This is a genomic window from Thalassospira sp. MIT1004 (assembly GCF_001858545.1).
In the GTDB taxonomy this organism is placed as follows: Bacteria; Pseudomonadota; Alphaproteobacteria; order Rhodospirillales; family Thalassospiraceae; genus Thalassospira; species Thalassospira xiamenensis.
Genome location: NZ_MCAO01000043.1, coordinates 157,581 through 180,082, shown reverse-complemented (window position 1 = coordinate 180,082; position 22,502 = coordinate 157,581). Strand labels below are relative to the sequence as shown.

Here is a 22,502-nt window from a genome sequence, read left to right as displayed (position 1 = left end):
TATGAGCATGAACCGCGAAACCATCCTTAATATCGTTCTCGCCGCGTTGCTGATTGCGGTGCCGGTGATCGCGCAGATCATGGGCGAGCCGTTTATCATCACGCTTGCGACCAAGGTTGCGATCCTTGGCATGGCGGGGGTCGGGCTTAATATCGCGCTTGGCTTTGGCGGGCTTGTGTCATTTGGTCATGCGGCATTTTTCGGGATCGGGGGCTATGCCGCCGGGATCCTTGCCAGCCATGCGCTGAATTACGAGCCGATCATGACGGCACCCTTTGAAATCAACGGTACGACACAGATGATTGTCATCTGGATCGTGGCATTGATCGCATCGGCTTTGGTGGCGCTTCTGATCGGGGCGATCACGCTTCGGACCAGTGGGGTCTATTTCATCATGATCACGCTGGCCTTTGCGCAGATGATCTATTATTTCGCGATTTCCTGGCCTGCCTATGGTGGGGAAGACGGGCTTTCGATCTATGTGCGCAACAGCTTCCCGGGTCTGAACACGCTTGACCCGATCAGCTTCTTTGGGCTGTGCGCGGCGATGCTTGGTGTTGCGATTGCGTTTTCAGCCGTGCTGATCCGGTCGCGGTTTGGTTTGGCCCTGCATGGGGCGCGGCAAAACAGCCAGCGGATGATGGCGATTGGCATTGCGCCGTTTCGGGTGCGTCTGGTGGCGTTCGTGATTTCGGCGATGATTACCGCATGGGCCGGTGCGCTTTATGCCGATCTGAACCGGTTTGTCAGCCCGTCGATGCTGTCATGGCATATGTCGGGTGAAATCATGGTGTTTGTCATTCTTGGCGGGGTCGGGCGGCTGTTTGGTCCGGTCGCGGGGGCGGCACTTTACATCATTCTGGAACATCTTCTGGGCGGCATGTTTGAATACTGGCAATTGCCGTTGGGTATTCTGTTGCTGGTGGTGGTGCTGTTTGCACGCGGTGGCCTGATCGGCCTTCTGGCGGGGGAGCGCAAACATGCCTGAAGCCATTCTTTCACTATCGAATGTCACCAAGCAGTTCGGTGCGTTGCTGGCCAGTGACAATGTGTCGCTGGACCTTATGCCCGGTGAAATCCATGCCCTGATCGGGCCGAACGGGGCGGGGAAATCCACCCTGATCAAGCAGATCGCGGGCGAGATCAAACCTGATAGCGGTGACATCCGTTTTGGCGGGCGCGATATCGGCGATCTGGATGCGGTGGAACGATCCCGCATGGGATTGGCGCGGACATTTCAGGTGTCGTCCCTGATGCCGGAATTCTCCGTTCTGCAAAACGTGGTTCTGGCGCAGCAATCGGTCAGCGGGAAAATCTTCCGGTTTTTCAAGCCGGTTCTGAGCGATGCGTCGTTGATCGAACCGGCGATGGCGCAACTGGAGCGGGTTGGCCTTGCCGACCGGGCCCAGATGCGGGCCGCCGACATATCGCACGGCGAACGCAGGCAGCTTGAAATGGCGGTTGCGTTAGCACTTAAGCCGCGTGCCTTTTTGCTCGACGAGCCGATGGCAGGCATGGGGCCGGAAGGATCGAAACGCCTGACGGGCTTCCTTGACGGGTTGCGGGCAGAAGCGCCGATCCTTCTGGTCGAACATGATATGGACGCGGTCTTTGCGCTGGCCAATCGGATTTCGGTTCTGGTCTATGGGCGGGTGATTGCGACCGGCACGGTTGACGATATTCGTGGCAATGAAGACGTCAAGCGGGCGTATCTGGGGGAGGAAGCCTGATCATGAGCGCACTTCTGGAAGTATCAGGCATCACCGCATTTTATGGTGCGTCGCAGGCGTTGTTTGGCGTCGATCTGATCGTGAATGAGGGTGAGGCGGTTGCGCTTATGGGGCGCAACGGCATGGGCAAAACCACGACGATCAAGACCATCTGCCGGATGATGAGCCACCGGGATGGGGAGGTCCGCTTTGCTGATACCGATCTTGCAAAACTGCCATCGCATAAGGCGGCCCGGCTTGGCATCGGGCTTGTCCCCGAGGGGCGGCGGTGCTTTGCCCGGTTAAGCGTGATGGAAAACCTGATGGCGGCAGCGCGGGCCGGTGAATGGGATTTTGACCGGGTGGCGGACCTTTTCCCACGGCTTGCCGAGCGGCGCGATCAGAAGGCGATGACGCTTTCGGGGGGGGAGCAGCAGATGCTGGCCATCGGGCGGGCATTGATGACCAACCCAAGGCTTCTGATCCTTGACGAAGCAACAGAAGGCCTGGCCCCGGTGGTGCGCCAAGAGATTTGGGCGGCGATCAACCGGTTGAAACAATCCGGCCTTTCGATCCTTGTCGTCGATAAGTCGTTGAAAGAGCTTTCGGGTGTCGCCGACCGTTATGTGGTGGTCGAAAAGGGCGTTACCGCGTGGACGGGGGCGGTTGGCGATTTGACCGACGACCTTGCCGACCGGTATCTGGGGGTGTGAGATGACAATGTTCACCTATGCCCAGAAAGTCCTGTTCCAGCATTGCGACCCGGCGGGGATCGTTTTTTATCCGCGCTATTTCGAAATGATCAATGCGACGGTCGAAGAATGGTTTGAGGACCGCATCGGCTTCAGCTTTGCGCAGATGCACGGGGTTGACGAGGTGGCGGTGCCTACTGCGGGGCTGCAGATCAGCTTTACCGCGCCCAGCCGCCTTGGCGAGATGCTTGAGTTTCGGTTGGTGCCGAAACGGTTGGGGCGATCAAGCCTTGTTCTTGAAATCACGGCTGTCTGTGGCGACGAGCAACGCCTTTCGATGACAGCAACGCTGGTCTTTACCAGAAGGGGTGCCGGTAAATCGGTGCCGTGGCCCGATGATTTGCGTGCCAAAATCGACAACGAAATCAATGAAATGGTAGAAAAAGATGCATAAAATCATTCAGCCAGACGGATGGAAACCGCCCAAGGGTTACGCAAATGGCGTGCTGGCCGACGGGGTGCCGCTTTATATCGGTGGGCAGATCGGCTGGACGGCCGATCAGGTCTTTGTCGCCAAGGATTTCGTCGGTCAGATGGAACAGGCGTTGCGCAATATTGTCGATGTGCTTGAGGCCGCTGGTGGCGGGCCGGAGCACCTGACCCGGCTGACATGGTATGTGGTCGACAAGAAGGAATATCTTGCGAAACAGCGCGAGGTCGGCGAGGCCTATCGCCGCGTGCTTGGCAAGAATTTCCCGGCGATGACGATGGTGGTGGTAAGCGCGCTTGTCGAAGACGAAGCCCTGATCGAGATCGAGGCAACCGCATCGATCCCTGCGGATAGAAACGCGGCCTGAAACGCAAAACCCCGGCAGATGCCGGGGTTTTTGTTGGGGCGGTAAATTCAGATCTTCCGAATTTTCTCTTGTTGTTTTATGGGATATTTACCATAATGTCTGGGCGAGCGGATTTGGCTTGGGTTGGTTCAAGCAAAAAGGATTTTGATAAATTCCCCGATGATGTCCAGGACGTTATGGGGTTTGCCCTTGATACGGTTCAGTGCGGGGAAACACCACAAATTGCCAAACCGCTTAAAGGTGTTGGTGGTGGTGTTTGGGAGTTGGTTGATGATTACAACTCAGATACTTACAGAGTAATTTATGCTGTTCGGATTGGAGATGTTGTTTATGTGCTCCATGCTTTTCAGAAGAAATCAAAATCTGGAATTGCAACGCCGCTAAAGGACATAAATCTCGTAAAAGACAGGCTTAAAATATTAAAGAGCAAGTTGAAGAATCAGTAATCAGGAGGCGTTATATGGAAATCGAAATTACCAAAGGGTCTGTTTATAACAGCCTCCATGATTCCAGGACGGCAAAAGAGATGGCAACCAAAGCTGAACTGGTAAGAAAAATAATTGCCATTCAGAAGAGCCGCAGCCTGACCCAAGCTCAGCTAGGTGATATCATTGGCATGAATCAGGCTGATGTAAGCCGCATGTTGAAAGGTAACTTTCGAAGCGTTGCGGTTGGAAAGATGCTTGATTGCCTGACCAGCCTTAATCAGGACATCGAGATCATTGTCAAACCTCATGCCGTAGAGCATGAGGTGGGCGACATTCATGTCGTGGCTGCAATTGCGTAATCAAAGTAAATTCTTATGCTTTCACGCAGGCAGTTTCAGATTTGCCGGAAGATCAGGGATGTGTTGATGCCGCCAAAGGCGAAATTGTTGCTCATCATATGTTCCGCCGAGAGGCTTCTGGCGTCGCCAAAGATGTAATCAAGTTCGGCGCATTCCGGGTCGACCTGTTCAAGATTGGCGGTGGCGACAAATTTGCCTTCGCGCATCATTTCCAGACCCAGCCATGCTTCGATGGCGCCACATGCGCCAAGGCTGTGGCCGAAATGGCCCTTGAGCGTGTGCATCGGAATGGCGCGGTCAAACACCGCACGGGTTGCCTTGCTTTCGGCGAGGTCGCCATGATCGGTTGCGGTGCCGTGGCCATTGACGATATCGATATCCGATGATGACAGCCCGGCACTTTCAAGCGATTTACGAAGGGCGACTTCCATTTTATCCGCCGCAGGTTGGGTAATATGTGCGCCGTCCGAATTGCTGGCGAAGCCGACGATTTCGCCGTAAATGGTCGCCCCGCGGGCCTTGGCGTGTTCGTATTCTTCGAGAATAAGCGTTCCGGCCCCTTCGCCGATTACCAAGCCATCGCGCCTTGCATCATAGGGGCGCGGGGACAGTTCGGGGGCGTCGTTGGACGTACTTGTGGCAAACAGGGTATCGAACACGGCGACCATGGTGGGGCAGAGTTCCTCCGCCCCGCCTGCGATCATCAGATCCTGCATGCCGAATTTGATTGCCTCGTAGGCGTAACCGATCCCCATGCTGCCCGATGTGCAGGCGGTCGAGGTCGGGATGATGCGCCCGGAAATGCCATAGAGCACGCCGATATTGACGGCTGCCGTGTGGCTCATCATCTGGATATAGCTGGTGGCGGTGATGGCGTTGCTGTCGCCATGTTCCATCAGGCGGGTGAAGCCGAGAACGGGCGGGGTGCTGCCAAATGACGAGCCATAGGCAATGCCAAGACGCCCGCCCTGCAAGATGGCGGTATCATCACGAAGCCCCGCCATTTCGAGTGCCTTGTCGGTGGCATCAACCGACATCTGGGCGACACGGCCCATGCTGCGGAGCTGTTTGCGGCTGAATTTGCCCTTGAGCGTGAAATCCTGCACGGGGGCGGCAAGGCGGGTGCGCAGATCATATTTGCCGTCCCAGTCATCCATGCGCCGGATGCCGGTTTCGCCCGCTGCCATGCGCGATGAAATGGTTTCCCAATTATCACCAAGGGCGGTGATGCCCGCCATGCCGGTGATGACCACGCGGCGGGTGGAGGATGTGCCTTTGCTCATAACATGCCCCCATTCACACTGATGACCTGACGCGTGATGTAGGACGCATCGGGGCTGCACAGAAACGCGATGGTGGCGGCGACTTCATCCGTTGTGCCGTAGCGGCGCATCGGGATCATGGCCTTGACCTCGTCCGCAGGCAGGTCGCCGGTCATCCGGGTTTCGATCACGCCGGGGGCAACGGCATTGACGGTGATTTTGCGTTTGGCGAGTTCAAGGGCAAGCGATTTGACAGCCCCGATGATCCCGGCCTTTGAGGCGGCGTAATTGACCTGCCCGCGATTGCCGGCGATCCCGGCGATGGAGGTGAGCGCCACGATACGCCCGCCCTTGCGCCGTTGAATGATCGGCATGATCAGCGGTTTGATCACATTATAAAAGCCATCGAGATTGGTGTGCAGAACCCGGTCCCAATCGTCGTCTTCAAGGGCCGGGAAAGGTCCATCGCGGGTCAGCCCGGCATTGAGGATCACACCGTAAGGCGCGCCATGATCGGCAATGTCGGCCTCAAGTGCCGCGCGCGTCGCGTCGCGGTCGGCGATATCGAACCGGATCAGACGTGCGGTACGGCCAAGGGCAATGATGTCATCGCGGACGGTTTCGGCCCCGTCCTGATCGGAATGATAATGGACGACGATATCAAAACCGTCCCTTGCAAGACGGCGCGCGGTTGCGGCACCGATTCCCTTGCTGGCACCTGTTACCAGAATGGTTTCTGTCATGGCTTTGTCGTTTCTTGGTTGCTGGTTGGGGTTTCGGATGCTGATACAGATGCGGCGTCATTGGGCTGATAGACATTGATGCGGGCCGTCACAAGGGTTTCGTCACCTTTGCGAACTTCACCGTCAAACACACCCATTTCGCCGTCTTCGAAAATGTTCTGCACATGGATCGACAGCACATCGCCATCGGCAAAGCCATCGCATGCCATGGTCATTTTGCGCGTGCCAAGCAGATAGCCGATTTTGGGGGCTGTGCCGGGGGCGGCAGACTGGGCGCGCCAGCCGCTATAGGCCGCCACCGACTGGGCGATATATTCAATCCCGACATAGGCGGGGACGCCGTGCGTGGGGGTGAAAAACAGGCTGTTTTTTGTGATGCGGACTTCTGCCGTCAGGCTTTCGGCATCGGCATTCAGAACGCGGTCGATCAGAAGCATGGGGGCGGCGTGGGGCACCAGTGTTTCGACCGGGGGGAAGGCTGGTGGGAAGGCGGGTTTTACAGACGCATTCATGCGCGGTCCCCCCCGGTTCCAGCCACGGCCCAGAATGACCGAGACGTTGCTGCCGCCAAAGGCAAAAGAGTTGCTCATCATCGCCAGCCGATCCGAAGGGGGCAATTTCGTGCCCGGTTCGGTCACCAGATTGATGTCGGGAATTTCGGGATCAGTCGCACCGTCCCAGATATGGCGCGGCAGGGGCGCGCCATCGGCGGCATCGCAAAGCGAGAGCCAGAGCATGGCGGCTTCGATGGCGCCCGCTGCACCCAGCGTATGACCGGTCTTGGGCTTCGTGGAGCTTGCCGGGACGTTGGCGCCCAGAACATCACAAACGGCACGGGCTTCCATGCCGTCATTAAGCGGGGTCGCGGTGCCGTGCAGATTGATATAGGCGATGTCGGATGGTTTGAGTTTGGCATTGGAAAGCGCGTTTTGCATTGCCATGGCGGCCCCCCGGCCATCGGGATGCGGGGCGTTGGGGTGATGGGCGTCGGAGCTTTCACCGACACCGAGCAGTTCGATGTCGCCCGCATCACGACGGAGGATGAAAAGTGCGGCCCCTTCGCCGATATTGATGCCGTCGCGGTTAAGGCTCATGGGATTACAAAGGCCGTTTGAAACCGATTGCAGGGCATCAAAGCCGCGCACGGTCAGACGGCAGAGGCTATCGACGCCCCCGACCAGAACCGCATCACACAGCCCGGTATTGATCAGGCGCGCCCCGGCGGCAAAACCCTTGGCACTGGACGAGCAGGCGGTTGAAATCGCGTAAGACGGCCCGCCAAGATCAAAGGCGTCGCGCAGGAAATCGGCAGGCGATCCGATTTCCTGATGGCTATACAGGAACGTTTCAGGGAAGGCCCCGCCATCAAGGGCGGCTTCGTAATCGGTTGTGCCTTCTTCGATGCCCGATGTGCTGGTGCCGATGATGACGCCAATGCGGTCGCGGCCAATATCGGCAATCAGATCGGTGATGTCGGTTTCGATCTGCTGCGTTGCGGCCCAAAGCAGGCGGTTGTTGCGGGTATCGTGACGGGCAAGGTTTTCGGGCAGAGGGGCCGGATCGGTGACGACAGTGCCAAGGATCGTGGCGCGGTCGGGCAGGAAGCCATCGCGCGCGATCATATCCGCCGGGCGGTCGCCAAACAGGGTTGTGCGGCTTTCATCAATCCCGCTGCCAAGGGCCGATACGATGCCAAGGGCGGAAAGATAGAGCGAACCCGGCGTCATGACGACGATCCAGTGTGTTTTGACTGGATCGTGATGACATAGCCGAAACGTTCGTTGCGGATTTTGGCAAAACCCTGCCAGACATCGCGTACCGGGCGTTCGATCCGGGCATAGAAGCGTCCGTTGCTATCGATGCGAAGCGTGCGTTCCCCCATGGTTTCGCGGATCGACAGATCGCGGGGCAGGGCATCGCGCACGACATCGAGCGGCCAATAGACCATGACGATATCGGCCAGCATACGGCGTGCATCAAGTGTTGCGGGCAGCCGGTCGGCGGTTTGGACCGACAGGGCATCGGTCGACCAATCGATATCAATCGCGCGACGGCCCAGATCATCGATCATGACGATGCGGGCGTGATCGCGTTCAAGCGATATGCGGGCCTGAAAGGTGCCGGTTTCGGTTTCGTTGCTGCTGGTGTTTTTCCAGTTTGCGGTGACCTGCTGGGTGACGTCGATGGCGTCATCATCGGTCCATGGCTGTTCGGGCAGGGTGAACTCATAGCCCTCGTCAAGCATCACGGTTTGCGCCGGTGTTGATGTGAAGACATCGGGCATGGAAAAGTCAGGCATCGACAGATCGGGCATGTTCATTGTCTCACAGGCGCTCAGGCCCGTGGCAAGCATGCCAGCGACAAGGGTTTTTACGACGACGGAGCGCATAGATCGTGCAACATCTCAAGATAGCGTTCGGTTTTGGCGACCAGCGGGTTTTCCATATTCCATGCATAACCTGCAAGGATCGATACGACCATACGTTTCAGTTGTGAATCGTCATCGGGCTGATTGAAAATAATCGTCTGTAACCGTCCATCATACCATGCATCGACGTAAGCCCGGAACGTATCGACCCCCTTTGACAGCGGTTCGGCGAAATCCATGTTCCAGTCGACAGCATTGCCATTATGACGCGCGATCAGGGCCTTGGCGGCCAGTTCGGCGGAATGCAGGGCAATGGTGACCCCCGATGAAAAGACCGGATCAAGGAAGCCCGCCGAATTGCCGAGCAGGACATAACCATCGCCAAAAAGTTTTTCCGACTGCGCGCTATATCCGGCGATGGAATTGAGGTCACGGATCGGTTCTGCATTGACAAGCAGCGAATCAAGGCGTGTATCATGGATCAGCTGATTGAAAATGTCCTGATCCGACATGCCGGCAAAGGCCGGATCGTTATCGGGATAAATCGCGCCGATGGATGCGGTGCCATCGGAAAACGGGATCAGCCAGTACCAGATTTCATGACGGGTCGGATGCACCGTGATCAGGATTTTTTCGCGGTCATAACCGGGATCGGTGATGTGATCGCGCATATGGGTGAATAACGCGCGGCGTTCAATCGACTTGCCGGGCCGGGCAAGGCCGAGCATCCGGGGAAGCACCCGGCCATAGCCACTGGCGTCGACAACGAACCCGGCGCGAAGTTCACCCGGATTGCCATTTTCATCGGTGAAGCCAAGACGGCAATCGCCATCGGCAAGTTGTGCGGATGTGACGCGATGGCCAAAGCGGATATCGACCCCGGCGCGGGCGGTTTCACCTGCCAGAATGTGGTCAAAGCGGGCTCGCTTAACCTGAAAGGTCGTGCCCCAGCAATCGGATGGTTCGAAATTCTGGCGGAAATCAATCGACATATATTGGGGGCCGCATTCGAAAACGGCACCGTTTTTGAACTGGAACCCGGCATCGGTTACGGCATCCAGAAGCCCGGCGCGTTCGAGCACATTCATGCAGTTGGGCAGTAGGCTTTCGCCGATCACGAAGCGCGGGAATGTTTCGGCTTCGAGCACGGTAACGGCCATGCCGGCATCATGCAGGAATTTGGCAATGACCGATCCGGCAGGCCCGGCACCGATGACGGCGATATCGCAATCGGGTTTCACTGTTCCTGTCCCCGTTTGTTTTGGGTTTGCACGTTATTGTTCGTTGGTGCGGTCATCCAGAAGGCAAGGAACCACGCCCCGATCAGGCCGATTGCAATCACCGATCCGATATCACGCACCAGTGGCACGGACGATGTGGCAAGAAGGCCAAAGGCCAAGACGCTGCTGATCAGCGACAAAAGGACTGCAAGGCGCGTGTCATCATCGTGGGGGCCGTTGCGGCTTTCGGCCAGAAACAGCACGTAATCCGCCCCGATGGCAAAGACCAGAAACAGCGCCATGGTGGTAAAGAAGCTTTGCGGGATGCCAAAGACATAACCGCCCAGCACCGCAAACAGGATTGCCCCGGCGGGGGCGGCAAAAACGCAGATGCCGGTTTGAAGCCCGTAGCGCAGAATGGCAAGGATGGCGGCAACACAAAGTGCGCCGCCCAGGGCAATCCATGCCCACAGGCGGTAGGCGGCAAACTGATCACTGATCGCGGTGGGTGGGTTGATCAGGGTGACGTTTTGGATATCGGCAAGGGTGGTGCGAATTGCATCGATATCGGTGGTGTTGCGAAGCCGGATGATGTCCGATCCGCCGGAATGCAGGCGGGTGATTTCGGGCAATGTCCTTGTCGCATTGTCATCGGGGACAAGATAATCGGCGTCCATGTCCGGTGCGGTGATATTGACCGGCAACTGATCGGACAGGGCCGAGCCAAAGCGATCATAAAGCGCTGTTGTGACCAGATCGCGGTTTTCGGTTTGCCGGGTGATCGAGGGGGTCAGATCGGACAGGCCGATCATGCCGCCAAGCCGGTTATCCATGATCAGCGGTGCCAGGGCATCGCGGATTGCTTCGCCGGTTTCAAGGCGGGCCTGGGGATCGTCGCTATCAATGCGGATGAAGACGGGGCTGCCACCAAGGCCAAGGATATCGGCGATGTTTCCGGCGTCCGATATCAGGGCGTCATTGCCGTGGCCGAACTGGCGGATATCGTTATTGCCGGGGATCAGGAAGGCCGCAAGGGCAAGGGTGACGATGATCGCGGCACTTGCGATCAGCCGCACGCGGATCGGGGCAAATGTTTTGCCAAGGACGGTTTGCAACCCGTCATGCAGTTTGCGGATCGGCGAGGATGGCCGGACATCGCGGGCCGGGATCAGGGGCAGCAGGAACAGCACCGAACAATAGGCTGCGACCAGACCGGCAACCGAATAAACCGCGATCTGGGATAGCAATTGGGTGGGGCTGAGTGACAGCGCGCCAAAGCCGATCACGGATGTCAGAAGGCCAAGGCTTAGCCCCGGTCGGATTTTGTGCAGTCGGTCCGTGGGTGATCCAGCGGCAGAGCGCAGCACAAGGTAATGCAGGGCATAATCGACCGAAATGCCGATCATGGTCGCGCCAAACACCAGCGCAATCGCATGGATGGCGGGGAAGATCACCACCACGGCGGCAAGGCCTGCCAAAAGGCCGCTGCCGACGACCAGAAGGGCACCGAAAAGCGGGATGGGCGAGTAGAACACCAGCCCGATCATCACAAGGATGCCGATGGTCGCGATGATGGCGATGCGTTGCACATCGGATTGCGCGCGGGCGGCCTCCGCCACGGCAAAGAAAATCTGGCCGGTTTTGGCGGTGCTCAGGCCGGGTGTGGCATCGGTGACGGATTGCAGGGCAGCGTTGGCATCCATGACCCAACGTTGATCGTTGCCGGAGCTGCGCAGATCGGGTGACAGGCTTGCCATCACCGGCAGGTAAAATTGCCCGTCGCGGGTGATGATCTCGTTACCGGTGCCGAGCTTGGTGCCAAGGTCAGACAGGAAGGTGGGCAGCAGGGCAAACGGGTCCTGTTTTAGCGACTGGCTGCTGAGTGTCGTTGCCGGGGAATAGAGGTTCTGAAGCGCACGGCGATAGAGCGCTTCGGCGTTGCCATTTGCCAGCTTTTCGCGATCAGACGGGGATAGCAGGCTGTTGGCATGAGGGCCATAAAGCGCCATCAGATCGGCAAATCGATCATTGTTGTGACCGGGAAGGGTGATGCCCTGCGTGCCATCAAGGGCCGCGATCCGGCCCGCGAAATCATTGGCGGCGGTTTCAAGCGTGTCGCGATTGGCGTGCGAAAGCATGAAGATCACCTGCCGACCATCATTTGCCAGCAGATGACGGACGGTGGAGATGTCACTTTGCAGCCCGTTTTGGTCGGCATTTTCCTGCCCGATCAGGGACAGGATATCGGCATCGATCCCGGTATGTCCGCCGCGCAATTGCCAAGTGGCAAAAAACGCCATCGCGATCAGGCAAAGGGCCCAGAGGGTTGCGCGCAATGCCATTACTGATCCGCGCCGGTCAGAAGATCGGCAAATTCGGGCGGTAGCGGCAGGCCTTGCAATGATTGATCGGAAAGGGTGATGGCATCATGATCGCCGGTCGGTTTTTCCAGTCGGACATTTTCAACAAAATCGGTGCCGGTGGCGGTGATTTTGCTGATCTGGTTTTGGATGGTGCTGCCGTCCTTTGGCGTCAGGATGACCTTCCATGCGCCGTTTTCGGTTGTGTCCTTGGCGATGTCAAAACGCTGTTCCAGCGGTTGCCAGTTTCCGGCAAGAACGGCCGAAATCAGTTCGACAAACTGGCGGAACTGATCGCCGCGGGCCAACTCATCGCGGTTGCCCTGATCATCGATCCGGGTGATGCCGTGATCATCAAGGATCGTGGTGCCGGGAAACGGTTGCAACGTGCGCCACACCAGCCCGCGTGACGGGGACAGGATGAAATCGCCGTTTGAGGAAAGCGGTTTGTCAAAGCCGTCAAGATGACGGTCCATGGTGAAGGAGCCGCCAAGATATTGATCCTGATTGATGGTAGTGGGGGCCGGAATATCATCCGCGTGCGCAGTGCCAGCCATGCCAGTTGCCAGCAGGGCGGCGGTTGCGAGGGATGCGAACAGGCGGCGGATTGGGATCAAACAAGGGCCTCCATCTTTGCGATGAAGAAATCGGGGCTGCGATAAAGCATTTCGCCGCTGGATTTTTCGACCGCGACCTGAATGGTGAAGCCCTTGGTCAGTTTTTGACCGGTTTTGGTGTCGCTGATGAGGTAGTCGATTTTAAGCCGGTTTTCATATTCGCGAAGCGTTGCGGTGATCGTGATGTTTTGCCCGAAGGTGCAGGGGCGGACATATTTGACCCGCATATCCACCACCGGCCAGACATAGCCCGACGCATCCATTTGCGGATAGTTGTAGTCGATCTGATCCAGCAGCGCGCAGCGGGCATTTTCAAAGAACTGCACGTAATTGCCGTGCCAGACGACATTCATCGGGTCAAGGTGATAGAACTGCACCGTTTCGGTGACGGATGCACTGATCATGATGTCAGCCCCCCGCCATAAAGCGCCCAGTGGCGCGATTGAATGCGGTCGATCAGAAGGCGGAGTGTTGCTTCGAGCGGCTGATCTTCGGCGATAAACGGGATGTCGTTGCCAAGGGCGTCAAGGAAGGCGGTGATGTCACTGCCAAGCTGATCGGGTTTGATGTCACCGTTTTTAAGGCGCAGCGTGATCGCCTGTTTGACGGCGATAAGGTTGGCAGCCGCGACCTGTTCGGTCAGTTGCAGGATGCGCAGGCAATCACGCGCGGCAATCGTTCCCATGCTGACCTTGTCCTGATTGTGGCATTCGGTCGAACGCGAAAAGACGCTGGCGGGCATGGTGTTTTTAAGTGCCTCGGCCGTCCAGGCGGAAACGCCGATCTGCACGGCCTTTAGCCCATGATTGATCGAGGCGCGATCCGCATCCGATCCCGACAGGTTCGATGGCAGGCCATGATTGAACTTGGTATCGACCAGAAGCGCCATCTGCCGATCCATCAGATCGGCCAGGTTGGCGATCAGGGTTTTCATGCCATCGGCGACAAAGGCAACATGCCCGCCATAGAAATGACCACCATGCAGGATGGTTTCGCCTTCGACATCAATCAGCGGGTTGTCATTCGCACTGTTAAGCTCGGTTTCAAGCGTTGCGCGGAAGGTCGGCATCATGTCGGCAAGAACACCGATGACATGCGGCGCACAGCGCAGCGAATAACGATCCTGCAACCGGGCCGGGGTATAATTGGTGCCGAGATCGGCAAGGTCATCCTCGATAAAGGCGGCGATGCGGGCCTGCCCCGGATGGGGTTTGGCAGCAAACAGGCGTTTGTCAAAATGGGCGGGATTGCCCAGCAACCCGATAGAGGCAAGTGCTGTGATGCGCGCGGTCAGGCGGCAGAGGTAATCCGCACGCACGAATGCCTGACACATCATGGCGGTCATGACCGACGTGCCATTCATGATTGCCAGGGCTTCCTTGGGACGCAGCGTTAACGGCGTTAACCCGGACGCGCCAAGCGCATCCAATGCGGTCATTTTCTGGCCGCGATACAGCACGTCGCGTTCGCCGATCAGGGCGGCGGCCACGTAGGAAAGCGGGGTCAGATCGCCGCTGGCGCCGACCGATCCTTCTTCGGGGATCAGGGGTGTGATGTCGTGTTCGAGAAGACCTGCAAGCTGGCGCAGAAGATCAAGGCTGACACCGGAATAGCCGGTGCAAAGGGATGCAAGCCGGACCGCAAGGACAGCGCGCGCCTGATCGGGGCGCAGGATATCGCCAAGGCCGCAACCGTGAAACCGGCTGAGATGAAGTGGTAATTCGGCGACCAGTTCGGGCGGGACGCGGCGCGATACGGAATCGCCATAGCCGGTGGTGACCCCGTAAATATGGCCGTGATCGCGCAATTCCCGATCAAGGAAATCGGCCCCGGCCTTAATGCGGGTGGTGAATTCCGGGTCGGATGACAGGACGGGCAGGGCACGCTGTTCGGCAAGGGCAACGATATCTTCGATGCGCAGGTTTTCATCGCCAAACTGCACAGTGGTGCGGCTGTTATTCATTCTCGTCCTTTTTCTTCGCCCAGAAGTCATAGAAATTGAACCATTGCAGCGGTTTTGTAACAACAAGCTTTTCAAGCCAGTTGGCATATTGCCCGGCATATTCAGTGATTTTACCGATCCGGTTGGCGCGCGGCAGGGTGATTTGATCGGCCAGTTTTTCCCAGACGATTTCAAAGCGTTTCCCATTGCGCCATGCCGCAACCATATAGACCGGACATTGCAGCAGATGGGCCAGAACAAACGGCCCCTGCGGGAACGGAGCCGGATCACCCAGAAACGGGACGCGCACCGATTTATCGCGTGCGCCAATGGCAACGCGGTCGGCGGCAATGACGACCCATTCACCGCGTTCGACCTTTTCACGCAGCAGCATCGCGGTATCGGGGCCGATATCGGTGACTTCGATCAGATCGACTTGGCTTTGCGGGGCGAATTTTTGCAAGACGCGGCCAAAGCGGGCGGCGTTTTTTTGATGCAGCAGCACATTGACGCGAAAATCGCGGTCGCGGCTGGCAATCGCACGCACCAGTTCGATATTGCCGAAGTGGGACACGAACAGGATGAGGGCCTGATCACGCGGGATATAGGCAAACAGGCTGTCGGCGTGGTTGGGCAGATCAAGATCATCAATCTTCATTTCGCCCGACCATGCGGCGATTTTATCCAGTGCACTTTCGCCGAAATTCATGAAATGGCGGAAACTGTCACGCAGGCCCGGTTTGGGTTGACCAGTGATGGCGGCAACGCGCGACAGGAAATCCTGCGATGCGCGGCGCGCGACCCGTCCGGTGGCAAAGAAATAAGTGATGACCGGAAACATCACCACCAGACACAGCCGACGCCCGCCATAACGATAAACCGCGCCGAGGAACCGGATGCCCCAGTAAATGCCGCGTTCGTCAATTTCCGACCAGTGTTTGGCGGGGGCTCCGATGGTTTCGGGATGTTTTTCGGGATCAATACCAGTGCGGTGTTTCTGCCCGAAATGGCCACCACGCGCAATAAATCCCGGCAGGCGGGCCAGCATGCCAAAGAACAGCCGGGTGTGCATCCAGCTTATCAGGACATTGTCCTTCCACATGCGGAAGTTAGACGTGTTGTTTTCGGGGTAGGTGACTTCGGTCGGGACGTGATGGACCGGAACACCGCGCCAGTAGAGGCGCACCATCAGTTCGGTATCGAAATCCATTTTATGGCCGCAGCCTTCTTCGCGCCAAACGGCAAGGCTTTCGGAAACCGGGTAGACGCGAAAGCCGCACATGCTGTCGCGGATGTGGGTCGACAATGTTTCGATCCAGACCCAGACATGGGAAATCCAGCGCCCGATACGGCGTTTTTGCGGGATGCTGTCATCATAGACCGGAAGGCCGGTGACAAGCGCCGTTGGGTCTTCTTGTGCGATGCGGATCATTTCCTTGATCCGGTCAAGGTTATGCTGCCCATCGGCATCGACCTGAATGGCGTGGGTGAAACCGGCGCGTTCGGCCATGGCAAGGCCGGTCATTACCGCCACACCCTTGCCGCCATTTTCATCCAGATGCATGCAGGTGATGCCGTTTTCGGGATCGTGCAGGGCGGCGACAACATCGTGTGTTTGCGTGTTTGACCCGTCATCAATAATGATCACCGGAAGGTCATATTCGCGCAGACGCGCCACCACATCGCCAAGTACATCATGATGGTTATGGGTCGGGATGACGGCACAGATTTTCATGAGGGGGCCTCGCGCCATTTCAGAATACCGGAGCTGTGATCGCCTTCGGCGTCGGAATGATAGCGGAATTTGATTTTTCTGTTTTTCCGGTCGCAATCAAGTTCAAGCATCAGTTTTGACCCCGGTGCAATCGGTTTGCGGTATTTCAGTTGTGTCACCTCGCCGATGGTGACCGGTACGTCAAAAAGCGTTGCGGCCTGATCCACCGCCCAATGCAATTGGACCACACCGGGCAGGATCGGCATGCCGGGGAAATGGCCCCGGAAATAAAGCAGATCCTTGGGCAGGTGCAGCGCCAGATTGACGCGGTCATCATCGCGATTTTGTATAACGATTTCAGGTGTCACAGGTTCCATATCGGCAAAAAGCGCACGCAGCAAATGAAGCGGGCGTTTGCCCTGACTGTCGGATGGTAACCGATCGACAAAGCGCCAGCGTTGCGGCAAAGCAGCGTCGTCTTCGAATTTGGCGATTTCACGCCGCAATTGCCGGCCCATGCGAAACCGCCCGATATCGGCCAGCATATCCCTGCCAGCGGGCGACAGCACGGCCACCACGCCAAGGCGGCGGTCATTATCATCGGGGATCAGCGCAATGGCGTCTTTGACCAGATGGCTTTGACGCAGATGGCGTTCAACAGCACCCAGCGAAATGCGTTTGCCTTCGACCTTGACCACCCGGTCGGCCCGGCCATGCAGGGTGAAGGTGCCGGTTGTGTTATCGATCTTTGCGATGTCTTCGGTCTGATACCAGTCATCGCCCGCGATATGGGCGGCACGCACGCGCAGGCATCGGGCGTCATTCAGACCAATGTCGACACCGGGCAAGGGATGCCACGGACAGTTGTCGCCGGTCTGCTGGCGATGGGCGATGCCGCCGGTTTCGGTGCTGCCGTAAATTTCGGTCGGGCTGATGCCGAGCATGGCGGTGGTTTCGGTCGCGGCGGCAAGGTCAAGCGGGCCACCCGATGAAAAGATCAGGGATGGGCGCGGCACACCGGCCAGATCGGGATGCAGGTTTTTGAGGTGGGCGGGGCTTGTGATCAGGACATCGCCATTATTGATATCGCCCTGCATCATTTCCCAATAGGGGGCGGGATCGGCGGTAAAGACACGGCTCGTGATCACCGGCCAGACGATGCGGAAAATCAGGCCATAGATATGCTGATGGGATACCAGCCCGACAATGCGCGCGCCTTTGGGGATGTGCGGCTGCCACAACGGTTCCTGTATGGTTATTTCGGCTTCGATCAGGGCGAGGGTCTTGGCGATGGGTTTGGCATCCCCGGTCGAGCCGGAGGTAAAGAACACCGCTCTGCAATCGGATGCGGCGGGCAGTGTGGTTGACAGCGTCGCGTCATTGCCTTTGGCGAGCTTTGCAAGGATTGCAGTATCGTCGAGATAGAGATCGAACTGATCGGCAATGCCATCAAGATAGGCCGGTCGGTCGGTCGCGGGTAAAATCACGGTGGCGCCCGCGCGCCATGCGGCGGTGATTGCGATCAGGAACAGGCGGGCCGACTGGCAATGGATGGCGATGCGTGAAGATGCGGACAGGGCGGGGCAAAGCCGGTCGATATCGGAACGCAGATCGCCTGCGCAAAACACCCGGTCGCCTTCGATGCAAAGGGCGGTATCGGCGTTTTGCGGATCATGCAGTTTTTCGATAAAGCCGGTCATCAGGACTCTTTGATCTTGCGGTCATGGCGGGCGCGCAGAATGCGGCGGACCGGCCATTCGCCAATAAACAGAATGCCGATCAGCAGATAGGACAGAAACCCATTATAAAGCGTCCATATTTCCATGCTCGCATAAAGTGCCGTCCATGTGGCAATCATCGCGTTGACCGCGAAAAACCCGATCCAGACCTTGGTCAGTTTGCGCGTGTAGGCAATCGAATAGTCGTCAAGATCGGGCATTCTCAGCCGGGCGAGGCGTTCGACCATCGGTCGGTCGGTAAAGAGCGTGACGGTAAAAACCGCCCCCATCGTCAGGCTGACAATTACCGGATAAAAGCGGATGGCGAGAAGTTCGCTTGCCAGACCACCCGCGGCAACGATACCCGCGACCAGAACCGCAAGACCGGCAGGCCCATAACGTTTTTGCACCGCAAATGTCACGGCACGCAAAAGCACCACGATCAAAAGGCCGATCAGGATGAATTGCGGGGAAAATACCGACAGCCCGAAATAGACCAGAACCGGATAGGCGACACCCAGTGCGGCAAGCAGAATGGTCGCGACCCGTTTAGGAACTGACCAGGACATGGATCTTCTCGACGACGTCATCGACGGTGCGGACAGACCGGAATTCCATGGCCGGGATTTTCTTGCCGGTGATTTCCTGGAATTTGACGATCAGGTCGACGGCATCAATGCTGTCGAGGTCAAGGTCTTCGAACAGGCGGGCGTCAGGGGTGATATCCTCGGACGGGACTTCGAAAAGTTCGACAAGGTAATCGTGAAGCTGTTGATAGACGTCCTGGCGACTGTGCATGATTACCCCTCCTTGCCCGAAGCCTGAATGAATTTCGCCAGATTGCGCACGGATGCAAAATGGGTTTTGACATCTTCGTTCTTGGCATCGATCCGGACATCATATTTTTTCTGGATCGCAACGCCAAGTTCAAGGGCATCGATGGAATCAAGGCCGAGCCCATCGACAAATAGGGCTTCTTCGCTGTCGATATCCTCGACACTTATGTCTTCGAGATTGAGCGTCTCGATAATGAAGGCTTTAAGTTCTGTTTCCAGCGAAGTCATGCGTCAGTCTGTCCAGATAATAATCCTTGATGATCCGGGTCAGCAAACGGGCCTGTTTAGCACGGCTTAATGTCGGATCAGCAATGTCCCCAAATGATAGCGGTGCATCGACCACGAGGCGAAAACGGATTTTCGACGGCGGAATGCGATACCACGGTACCCCCTTTTTCAGGGTATCGTGATTACAGTGCACAACCACAGGAATCAAGTCGACTTGTGTTTCTATCGCGATATTCGCTACCCCGCGTTGCAATTGGCCCAGTTTGCGGCGGCTGGGCGTGCGCGTGCCTTCGGGGAAAATCAGGATACAGGCACCGTTTGCGAGATGATCGCGCGCCTGCGAAATCAGGTTTTCCGGGTCATCATTATTGCGAATGAAACCAGCCGCACGTACCACACCGGCCATGAACGGATTGCGAAACAGTTCGTGTTTGACGACACACTGGCAGCGATCCATCTGGGCCAGGATCATCACGACATCGAGCAATGTCGGATGATTGGCGATGATCAGCGCACCACGTGCGGATCGCAGGCGTTCAATATTTTCGGTCTGGGCGACGGCCACACCGGTGACATCAAGCATCCATGTGAAAAGGCGAAAACCGCGACAGATGACAAACTGGGCGTATTTGCGCCGTTTGGCGCGGTCGCGCAGGATGATCATCATGGCGGGGAAAATGGTGATGGCCAACAAAAGCCCGCCCAGACCAAAGGATGAAAAGGCAAATCCGGTCGCCAGCAGCCGCCAATACCAGTTAAAGCCCTTTGACGACCGTGTCGGCCTGCTGTGTTTATCAGCCATGCGGTTGCATGGCCCAGCCGCCGGATTTCCCCGGCAGGTTCAACCCGGTTTTTGACGATGCCCCCAGACAGGCGGCGATGGCGCGTGCCTGGCGGTGTGGCATGGGGGCGGGATCATGATCGGGGATCGGATCGAACCAGAACATTCTGCCGTCCGGTTTCGTTGGCTGGTCAAAGCGGATGGCAAGGGCGGTGCCGGAAATGTCGTCCGGGTCCTCGGCATGGTAAATGTCGGGCAGCGGCAGATCGACATAGCACAGGATGACCGGGCCATCTTCGCTGGTGAGCTGGCATAATGTTTCGGTGAGGGCGGCTATCAGGCTGTCATTCCCGGCCGAAATCGCGGTGTGGCTTTGGGTGATCGACCAGTTGATCGAGGCAACCCCGACAAGCGCGTTATGCACCGACATGCTGAAATCGGCGGGGGAGAGGGTTTCGTTTGTCGCGACCTGATGGAGGAGTTTCAGCGTGCGATCAATATTGCCGTGGCGGGAGGCAAAAACGATATGCGGATTATCGCCATCACGGATGGTATGGTCGAGCACCTCGGCGGCGGCGCGACCATAGAGGTCCAAGCGCCGCCGCCAGGCGGGTTTCAGGCTGCGCGCCAGATTGGCACCGGTCATATCGTCAATCGGGATTGCGGTATGCGGGATTTCGGTATGCCCGGCTGTTCCGGATTTCAGGACCGCGCGATCATCGCGGTCTTCCCAGAAAGCCCAGTGCGAAATTCTGGCGTGCAGCAAACTCATATCCAAACCTAGTTCGCGAGTACGGCCTTTGCCGAGACTTCGCGCAAGATATCCTGTCGCAGATTGTTGACCCAGCGATTGTAATTATAATGGATCGACGTGCCATCATAGTTCAGATTGGTGCTGTCGACATAGGAAATGGAAAATTCGGACTGGTCAAAATCGATTTCGACTTTGGCCAGATGGTTGCGTGGGGAATAGGTGGCGATCAGTTCACCTTCGGCCTTGCGTTGAACGATCCATTCACGTTCGCCTGCGGCCTTGATGATGCTTTCTTCGATCTGTGCCATGCTGAGTTTTGCTGCATCAGCCGGGAAGGGCTGACTGCTGACATTCTGAACCGGGGCTGTGCGGCACGCGGCAACAACAAGTGCCAGCAAACCGACGACTGCAAATTTCAAACTGCGCATATCCAACCTGCCTTTTATTGATATTATCAGATTGATCCGGTTGATCGGATCAATTATCGCGTTTTTTATTGCCCGAGCCGGGCAGACGTCCCTGATTTAATGAACCCGTCGCCAACAAAACAACCAAAACTTGCCAGATACATGAAAAAAAACGCAATCATCGATGTCAAGACCGCGTTCGGGGGCGACGTTTTATGGTGCTGGCAGCGGGTCGATGATCTGAAGGGTGACCGCGCGGAAAAACGCCGCCAAAGTTCGGCCCAAGCGTGGCAGATGCTGGGCGATCTTGGACATTATATCTGGCCGGATATCGCCGGGGATGGGACATATGAAACCGTGCGGCAAAGTTCGGGGCAGCCGGGCCTGATCATCGATGGTGTGACCCATTGTGCGAGTATCAGCCACAGCCGCGATCTTGTGGCGGTGGCGATTGCCAAAGACCCGGATGCCATGATCGGCATCGATATCGAATATCGCGACCCGAGCCGTGATATCGACGCCCTGTCGCGCTGGCTGTTTGACGGGGATGCGAATGGCCGGGATTTTTATCAGGGCTGGTGCGATTACGAGGCGGCATTCAAGGCGACGGGCGAAACCGACCCGGTGATGCAGTCACGGGCCACATTGATCGCGATTGAAACGATGGATGGGTTTTCTGGTGCGCTGGCGCGTTTAGCGGCTTGAATTTGCGCGATATTATTGCGACAGGTAAAGCAGTCGGCAATTGGGGCGGAAAGAAACATGACGCAAAATGTCTGGGTCGGTCAGAATATCACGTCGGGCGCGCGGATGCGGCTGTTCTGTTTTCCGTTTGCCGGGGGCGGGGCGTTGGCCTATCGGCCGTGGCTGACACAGTTCCCCGATGACATCGATGTGGTGCCGGTCAATCTGCCGGGGCGTGAGCAGCGGTTTGGCGATCCGGTGATTGATGATCTTTCGGCGATGGTTGCGGCGGTGGCCGATGGGTTAAAGCCGGTTATGGATCGGCCATTTGCGTTTTTCGGGTATTCGATGGGGGCGCTGATTTCCCATCATCTGGCGTGTCATCTGCAACAGGCGGGGATGGCAGTGCCGGTTCATCTGTTTGTTGCCGCAAGGCGGGGGCCGAATGTGGCGGGGCATCGCGCACCGTTACATCATCTGTCATCAGATGAGTTCTGGCAGGGGATTGCCAATTATGGCGGGACGCCCACCGAAATTCTGGAAAATGCGGAATATCGCGCCCTGTTCGAGCCGGGGCTTCGGGCGGATTTCAGATTGTCGGAAACCGCGGTTTCGACCGGATTGCCCAAACTGTCCTGCCCGATTACCGCCTTTGGCGGGGCGGATGATCCGAACCCGGTGCCGGATGAACTGGATGACTGGGCGGCGGCGACCACGGGTGATTTTGCCAAGCATGTTTTGCCCGGCGGGCATTTTTTCCTGTGCGATGGCGGGGATGACATCGTGCACGTGGTCCGGGACGCGCTGATGGTGGCGTAACAGA

26 protein-coding genes are annotated in these 22,502 nt (G+C 57.4%); 9 read left to right on the top strand and 17 right to left on the bottom strand.

What is annotated here, in order from left to right:
* Position 1: 1 nt before the first annotated feature.
* The 7 genes from BC440_RS16785 to BC440_RS16755 all read left to right on the top strand — a co-directional run bounded on the left by BC440_RS16785 (position 2) and on the right by BC440_RS16755 (position 4,045).
* Positions 2-988 carry a branched-chain amino acid ABC transporter permease gene (locus tag BC440_RS16785; protein WP_071240661.1) on the top strand — a complete coding sequence of 329 codons (987 nt, stop codon included), beginning with the start codon at positions 2-4 and terminating at the stop codon, positions 986-988.
* Positions 981-1,730 (top strand): ABC transporter ATP-binding protein, encoded by a 750-nt coding sequence (locus BC440_RS16780; RefSeq protein ID WP_071240660.1) that lies wholly within the window; start codon positions 981-983, stop codon positions 1,728-1,730. The genes BC440_RS16785 and BC440_RS16780 overlap by 8 nt, the downstream gene beginning before the upstream one ends.
* Positions 1,731-1,732: 2 nt before the next feature.
* Positions 1,733-2,422, top strand: a complete 690-nt coding sequence (locus BC440_RS16775) for an ABC transporter ATP-binding protein (protein WP_063094840.1) — start codon at positions 1,733-1,735, stop codon at positions 2,420-2,422.
* A 1-nt stretch (position 2,423) separates the two neighbouring features.
* Positions 2,424-2,855: a thioesterase family protein gene (locus BC440_RS16770; RefSeq protein WP_071240659.1), complete on the top strand. Its 432-nt coding sequence runs from the start codon at positions 2,424-2,426 to the stop codon at positions 2,853-2,855.
* Entirely contained in the window at positions 2,848-3,258 is a 411-nt protein-coding gene (locus BC440_RS16765) for a RidA family protein (protein ID WP_062959088.1), read from the top strand. Before BC440_RS16770 ends, BC440_RS16765 begins: the two co-directional genes overlap by 8 nt.
* Positions 3,259-3,353: 95 nt before the next feature.
* Entirely contained in the window at positions 3,354-3,704 is a 351-nt protein-coding gene (locus tag BC440_RS16760) for a type II toxin-antitoxin system RelE/ParE family toxin (protein ID WP_071240658.1), read from the top strand.
* A 14-nt stretch (positions 3,705-3,718) separates the two neighbouring features.
* Positions 3,719-4,045: a helix-turn-helix transcriptional regulator gene (locus tag BC440_RS16755; RefSeq protein ID WP_071240657.1), complete on the top strand. Its 327-nt coding sequence runs from the start codon at positions 3,719-3,721 to the stop codon at positions 4,043-4,045.
* Between the two features lie 35 nt (positions 4,046-4,080).
* Here the strand turns inward: BC440_RS16755 and BC440_RS16750 are convergent, their stop codons facing one another.
* From BC440_RS16750 to BC440_RS16670, 17 genes are read right to left on the bottom strand one after another with little or no spacing between them, the layout of a single operon-like run.
* Entirely contained in the window at positions 4,081-5,328 is a 1,248-nt protein-coding gene (locus BC440_RS16750) for a beta-ketoacyl-ACP synthase (RefSeq protein WP_071240656.1), read from the bottom strand.
* Positions 5,325-6,050 (bottom strand): 3-oxoacyl-ACP reductase FabG, encoded by a 726-nt coding sequence (gene fabG, locus BC440_RS16745; RefSeq protein WP_071240655.1) that lies wholly within the window; start codon positions 6,048-6,050, stop codon positions 5,325-5,327. The genes BC440_RS16750 and fabG overlap by 4 nt, the downstream gene beginning before the upstream one ends.
* On the bottom strand, positions 6,047-7,777 hold the full coding sequence (locus tag BC440_RS16740) for a beta-ketoacyl-ACP synthase (protein WP_071240654.1): 1,731 nt from the start codon (positions 7,775-7,777) through the stop codon (positions 6,047-6,049). The genes fabG and BC440_RS16740 overlap by 4 nt, the downstream gene beginning before the upstream one ends.
* Positions 7,774-8,364 carry a DUF3261 domain-containing protein gene (locus BC440_RS16735; protein WP_175484502.1) on the bottom strand — a complete coding sequence of 197 codons (591 nt, stop codon included), beginning with the start codon at positions 8,362-8,364 and terminating at the stop codon, positions 7,774-7,776. The genes BC440_RS16740 and BC440_RS16735 overlap by 4 nt, the downstream gene beginning before the upstream one ends.
* 56 nt (positions 8,365-8,420) lie before the next feature.
* Positions 8,421-9,659 carry an NAD(P)/FAD-dependent oxidoreductase gene (locus tag BC440_RS16730; protein WP_071240652.1) on the bottom strand — a complete coding sequence of 413 codons (1,239 nt, stop codon included), beginning with the start codon at positions 9,657-9,659 and terminating at the stop codon, positions 8,421-8,423.
* Positions 9,656-11,980, bottom strand: coding sequence for a hypothetical protein (locus BC440_RS16725; protein ID WP_071240651.1), 2,325 nt, complete (start codon positions 11,978-11,980; stop codon positions 9,656-9,658). The genes BC440_RS16730 and BC440_RS16725 overlap by 4 nt, the downstream gene beginning before the upstream one ends.
* Positions 11,980-12,615, bottom strand: coding sequence for an outer membrane lipoprotein carrier protein LolA (locus BC440_RS16720; RefSeq protein ID WP_071240650.1), 636 nt, complete (start codon positions 12,613-12,615; stop codon positions 11,980-11,982). The genes BC440_RS16725 and BC440_RS16720 overlap by 1 nt, the downstream gene beginning before the upstream one ends.
* Positions 12,612-13,019, bottom strand: a complete 408-nt coding sequence (locus BC440_RS16715; protein ID WP_071240649.1) for a thioesterase family protein — start codon at positions 13,017-13,019, stop codon at positions 12,612-12,614. The genes BC440_RS16720 and BC440_RS16715 overlap by 4 nt, the downstream gene beginning before the upstream one ends.
* On the bottom strand, positions 13,016-14,578 hold the full coding sequence (locus BC440_RS16710; RefSeq protein WP_071240648.1) for an aromatic amino acid ammonia-lyase: 1,563 nt from the start codon (positions 14,576-14,578) through the stop codon (positions 13,016-13,018). The genes BC440_RS16715 and BC440_RS16710 overlap by 4 nt, the downstream gene beginning before the upstream one ends.
* Positions 14,571-16,292, bottom strand: a complete 1,722-nt coding sequence (locus BC440_RS16705; protein WP_071240647.1) for a glycosyltransferase family 2 protein — start codon at positions 16,290-16,292, stop codon at positions 14,571-14,573. Before BC440_RS16705 ends, BC440_RS16710 begins: the two co-directional genes overlap by 8 nt.
* Positions 16,289-17,971, bottom strand: a complete 1,683-nt coding sequence (locus tag BC440_RS16700; protein WP_071240646.1) for an AMP-binding protein — start codon at positions 17,969-17,971, stop codon at positions 16,289-16,291. The genes BC440_RS16705 and BC440_RS16700 overlap by 4 nt, the downstream gene beginning before the upstream one ends.
* The gene (locus tag BC440_RS16695) at positions 17,971-18,558 is read right to left on the bottom strand and encodes a hypothetical protein (RefSeq protein ID WP_071240645.1); all 588 of its coding nucleotides are present in this window, start codon (positions 18,556-18,558) and stop codon (positions 17,971-17,973) included. The genes BC440_RS16700 and BC440_RS16695 overlap by 1 nt, the downstream gene beginning before the upstream one ends.
* Positions 18,539-18,787 carry an acyl carrier protein gene (locus tag BC440_RS16690; RefSeq protein ID WP_007090637.1) on the bottom strand — a complete coding sequence of 83 codons (249 nt, stop codon included), beginning with the start codon at positions 18,785-18,787 and terminating at the stop codon, positions 18,539-18,541. Before BC440_RS16690 ends, BC440_RS16695 begins: the two co-directional genes overlap by 20 nt.
* A gap of 2 nt (positions 18,788-18,789) precedes the next feature.
* A complete protein-coding gene (locus tag BC440_RS16685; protein ID WP_007090636.1) occupies positions 18,790-19,053 on the bottom strand; it encodes a phosphopantetheine-binding protein in 264 nt (87 codons plus the stop codon).
* Positions 19,028-19,855 (bottom strand): lysophospholipid acyltransferase family protein, encoded by an 828-nt coding sequence (locus BC440_RS16680; protein WP_071240644.1) that lies wholly within the window; start codon positions 19,853-19,855, stop codon positions 19,028-19,030. The genes BC440_RS16685 and BC440_RS16680 overlap by 26 nt, the downstream gene beginning before the upstream one ends.
* Positions 19,848-20,606, bottom strand: a complete 759-nt coding sequence (locus BC440_RS16675; protein ID WP_071240643.1) for a beta-ketoacyl synthase chain length factor — start codon at positions 20,604-20,606, stop codon at positions 19,848-19,850. Before BC440_RS16675 ends, BC440_RS16680 begins: the two co-directional genes overlap by 8 nt.
* Positions 20,607-20,614: 8 nt before the next feature.
* Positions 20,615-21,016, bottom strand: a complete 402-nt coding sequence (locus BC440_RS16670; protein ID WP_071240642.1) for a hypothetical protein — start codon at positions 21,014-21,016, stop codon at positions 20,615-20,617.
* A 141-nt stretch (positions 21,017-21,157) separates the two neighbouring features.
* On the opposite strand from BC440_RS16670, the gene BC440_RS16665 reads away from it, so the two are divergent.
* Together BC440_RS16665 and BC440_RS16660 are read left to right on the top strand one after the other, a co-directional pair.
* Positions 21,158-21,700: a hypothetical protein gene (locus tag BC440_RS16665; protein WP_071240641.1), complete on the top strand. Its 543-nt coding sequence runs from the start codon at positions 21,158-21,160 to the stop codon at positions 21,698-21,700.
* Between the two features lie 57 nt (positions 21,701-21,757).
* Positions 21,758-22,498, top strand: a complete 741-nt coding sequence (locus BC440_RS16660) for a thioesterase domain-containing protein (protein WP_071240640.1) — start codon at positions 21,758-21,760, stop codon at positions 22,496-22,498.
* The last annotated feature ends 4 nt before the right edge of the window (positions 22,499-22,502 follow it).

Bases quoted from the DNA above. Each gene is read 5' to 3' on its own strand.
- BC440_RS16785 (WP_071240661.1), top strand. From the start codon at position 2: ATGAGCATGAACCGCGAAACCATCCTTAATATCGTTCTCGCCGCGTTG.
- BC440_RS16780 (WP_071240660.1), top strand. From the start codon at position 981: ATGCCTGAAGCCATTCTTTCACTATCGAATGTCACCAAGCAGTTCGGT.
- BC440_RS16775 (WP_063094840.1), top strand. From the start codon at position 1,733: ATGAGCGCACTTCTGGAAGTATCAGGCATCACCGCATTTTATGGTGCG.
- BC440_RS16770 (WP_071240659.1), top strand. From the start codon at position 2,424: ATGACAATGTTCACCTATGCCCAGAAAGTCCTGTTCCAGCATTGCGAC.
- BC440_RS16765 (WP_062959088.1), top strand. From the start codon at position 2,848: ATGCATAAAATCATTCAGCCAGACGGATGGAAACCGCCCAAGGGTTAC.
- BC440_RS16760 (WP_071240658.1), top strand. From the start codon at position 3,354: ATGTCTGGGCGAGCGGATTTGGCTTGGGTTGGTTCAAGCAAAAAGGAT.
- BC440_RS16755 (WP_071240657.1), top strand. From the start codon at position 3,719: ATGGAAATCGAAATTACCAAAGGGTCTGTTTATAACAGCCTCCATGAT.
- BC440_RS16750 (WP_071240656.1), bottom strand. From the start codon at position 5,328: ATGAGCAAAGGCACATCCTCCACCCGCCGCGTGGTCATCACCGGCATG.
- fabG (WP_071240655.1), bottom strand. From the start codon at position 6,050: ATGACAGAAACCATTCTGGTAACAGGTGCCAGCAAGGGAATCGGTGCC.
- BC440_RS16740 (WP_071240654.1), bottom strand. From the start codon at position 7,777: ATGACGCCGGGTTCGCTCTATCTTTCCGCCCTTGGCATCGTATCGGCC.
- BC440_RS16735 (WP_175484502.1), bottom strand. From the start codon at position 8,364: ATGCCCGATCTGTCGATGCCTGACTTTTCCATGCCCGATGTCTTCACA.
- BC440_RS16725 (WP_071240651.1), bottom strand. From the start codon at position 11,980: ATGGCATTGCGCGCAACCCTCTGGGCCCTTTGCCTGATCGCGATGGCG.
- BC440_RS16715 (WP_071240649.1), bottom strand. From the start codon at position 13,019: ATGATCAGTGCATCCGTCACCGAAACGGTGCAGTTCTATCACCTTGAC.
- BC440_RS16710 (WP_071240648.1), bottom strand. From the start codon at position 14,578: ATGAATAACAGCCGCACCACTGTGCAGTTTGGCGATGAAAACCTGCGC.
- BC440_RS16705 (WP_071240647.1), bottom strand. From the start codon at position 16,292: ATGAAAATCTGTGCCGTCATCCCGACCCATAACCATCATGATGTACTT.
- BC440_RS16700 (WP_071240646.1), bottom strand. From the start codon at position 17,971: ATGACCGGCTTTATCGAAAAACTGCATGATCCGCAAAACGCCGATACC.
- BC440_RS16695 (WP_071240645.1), bottom strand. From the start codon at position 18,558: ATGTCCTGGTCAGTTCCTAAACGGGTCGCGACCATTCTGCTTGCCGCA.
- BC440_RS16690 (WP_007090637.1), bottom strand. From the start codon at position 18,787: ATGCACAGTCGCCAGGACGTCTATCAACAGCTTCACGATTACCTTGTC.
- BC440_RS16685 (WP_007090636.1), bottom strand. From the start codon at position 19,053: ATGACTTCGCTGGAAACAGAACTTAAAGCCTTCATTATCGAGACGCTC.
- BC440_RS16680 (WP_071240644.1), bottom strand. From the start codon at position 19,855: ATGGCTGATAAACACAGCAGGCCGACACGGTCGTCAAAGGGCTTTAAC.
- BC440_RS16675 (WP_071240643.1), bottom strand. From the start codon at position 20,606: ATGAGTTTGCTGCACGCCAGAATTTCGCACTGGGCTTTCTGGGAAGAC.
- BC440_RS16670 (WP_071240642.1), bottom strand. From the start codon at position 21,016: ATGCGCAGTTTGAAATTTGCAGTCGTCGGTTTGCTGGCACTTGTTGTT.
- BC440_RS16665 (WP_071240641.1), top strand. From the start codon at position 21,158: ATGAAAAAAAACGCAATCATCGATGTCAAGACCGCGTTCGGGGGCGAC.
- BC440_RS16660 (WP_071240640.1), top strand. From the start codon at position 21,758: ATGACGCAAAATGTCTGGGTCGGTCAGAATATCACGTCGGGCGCGCGG.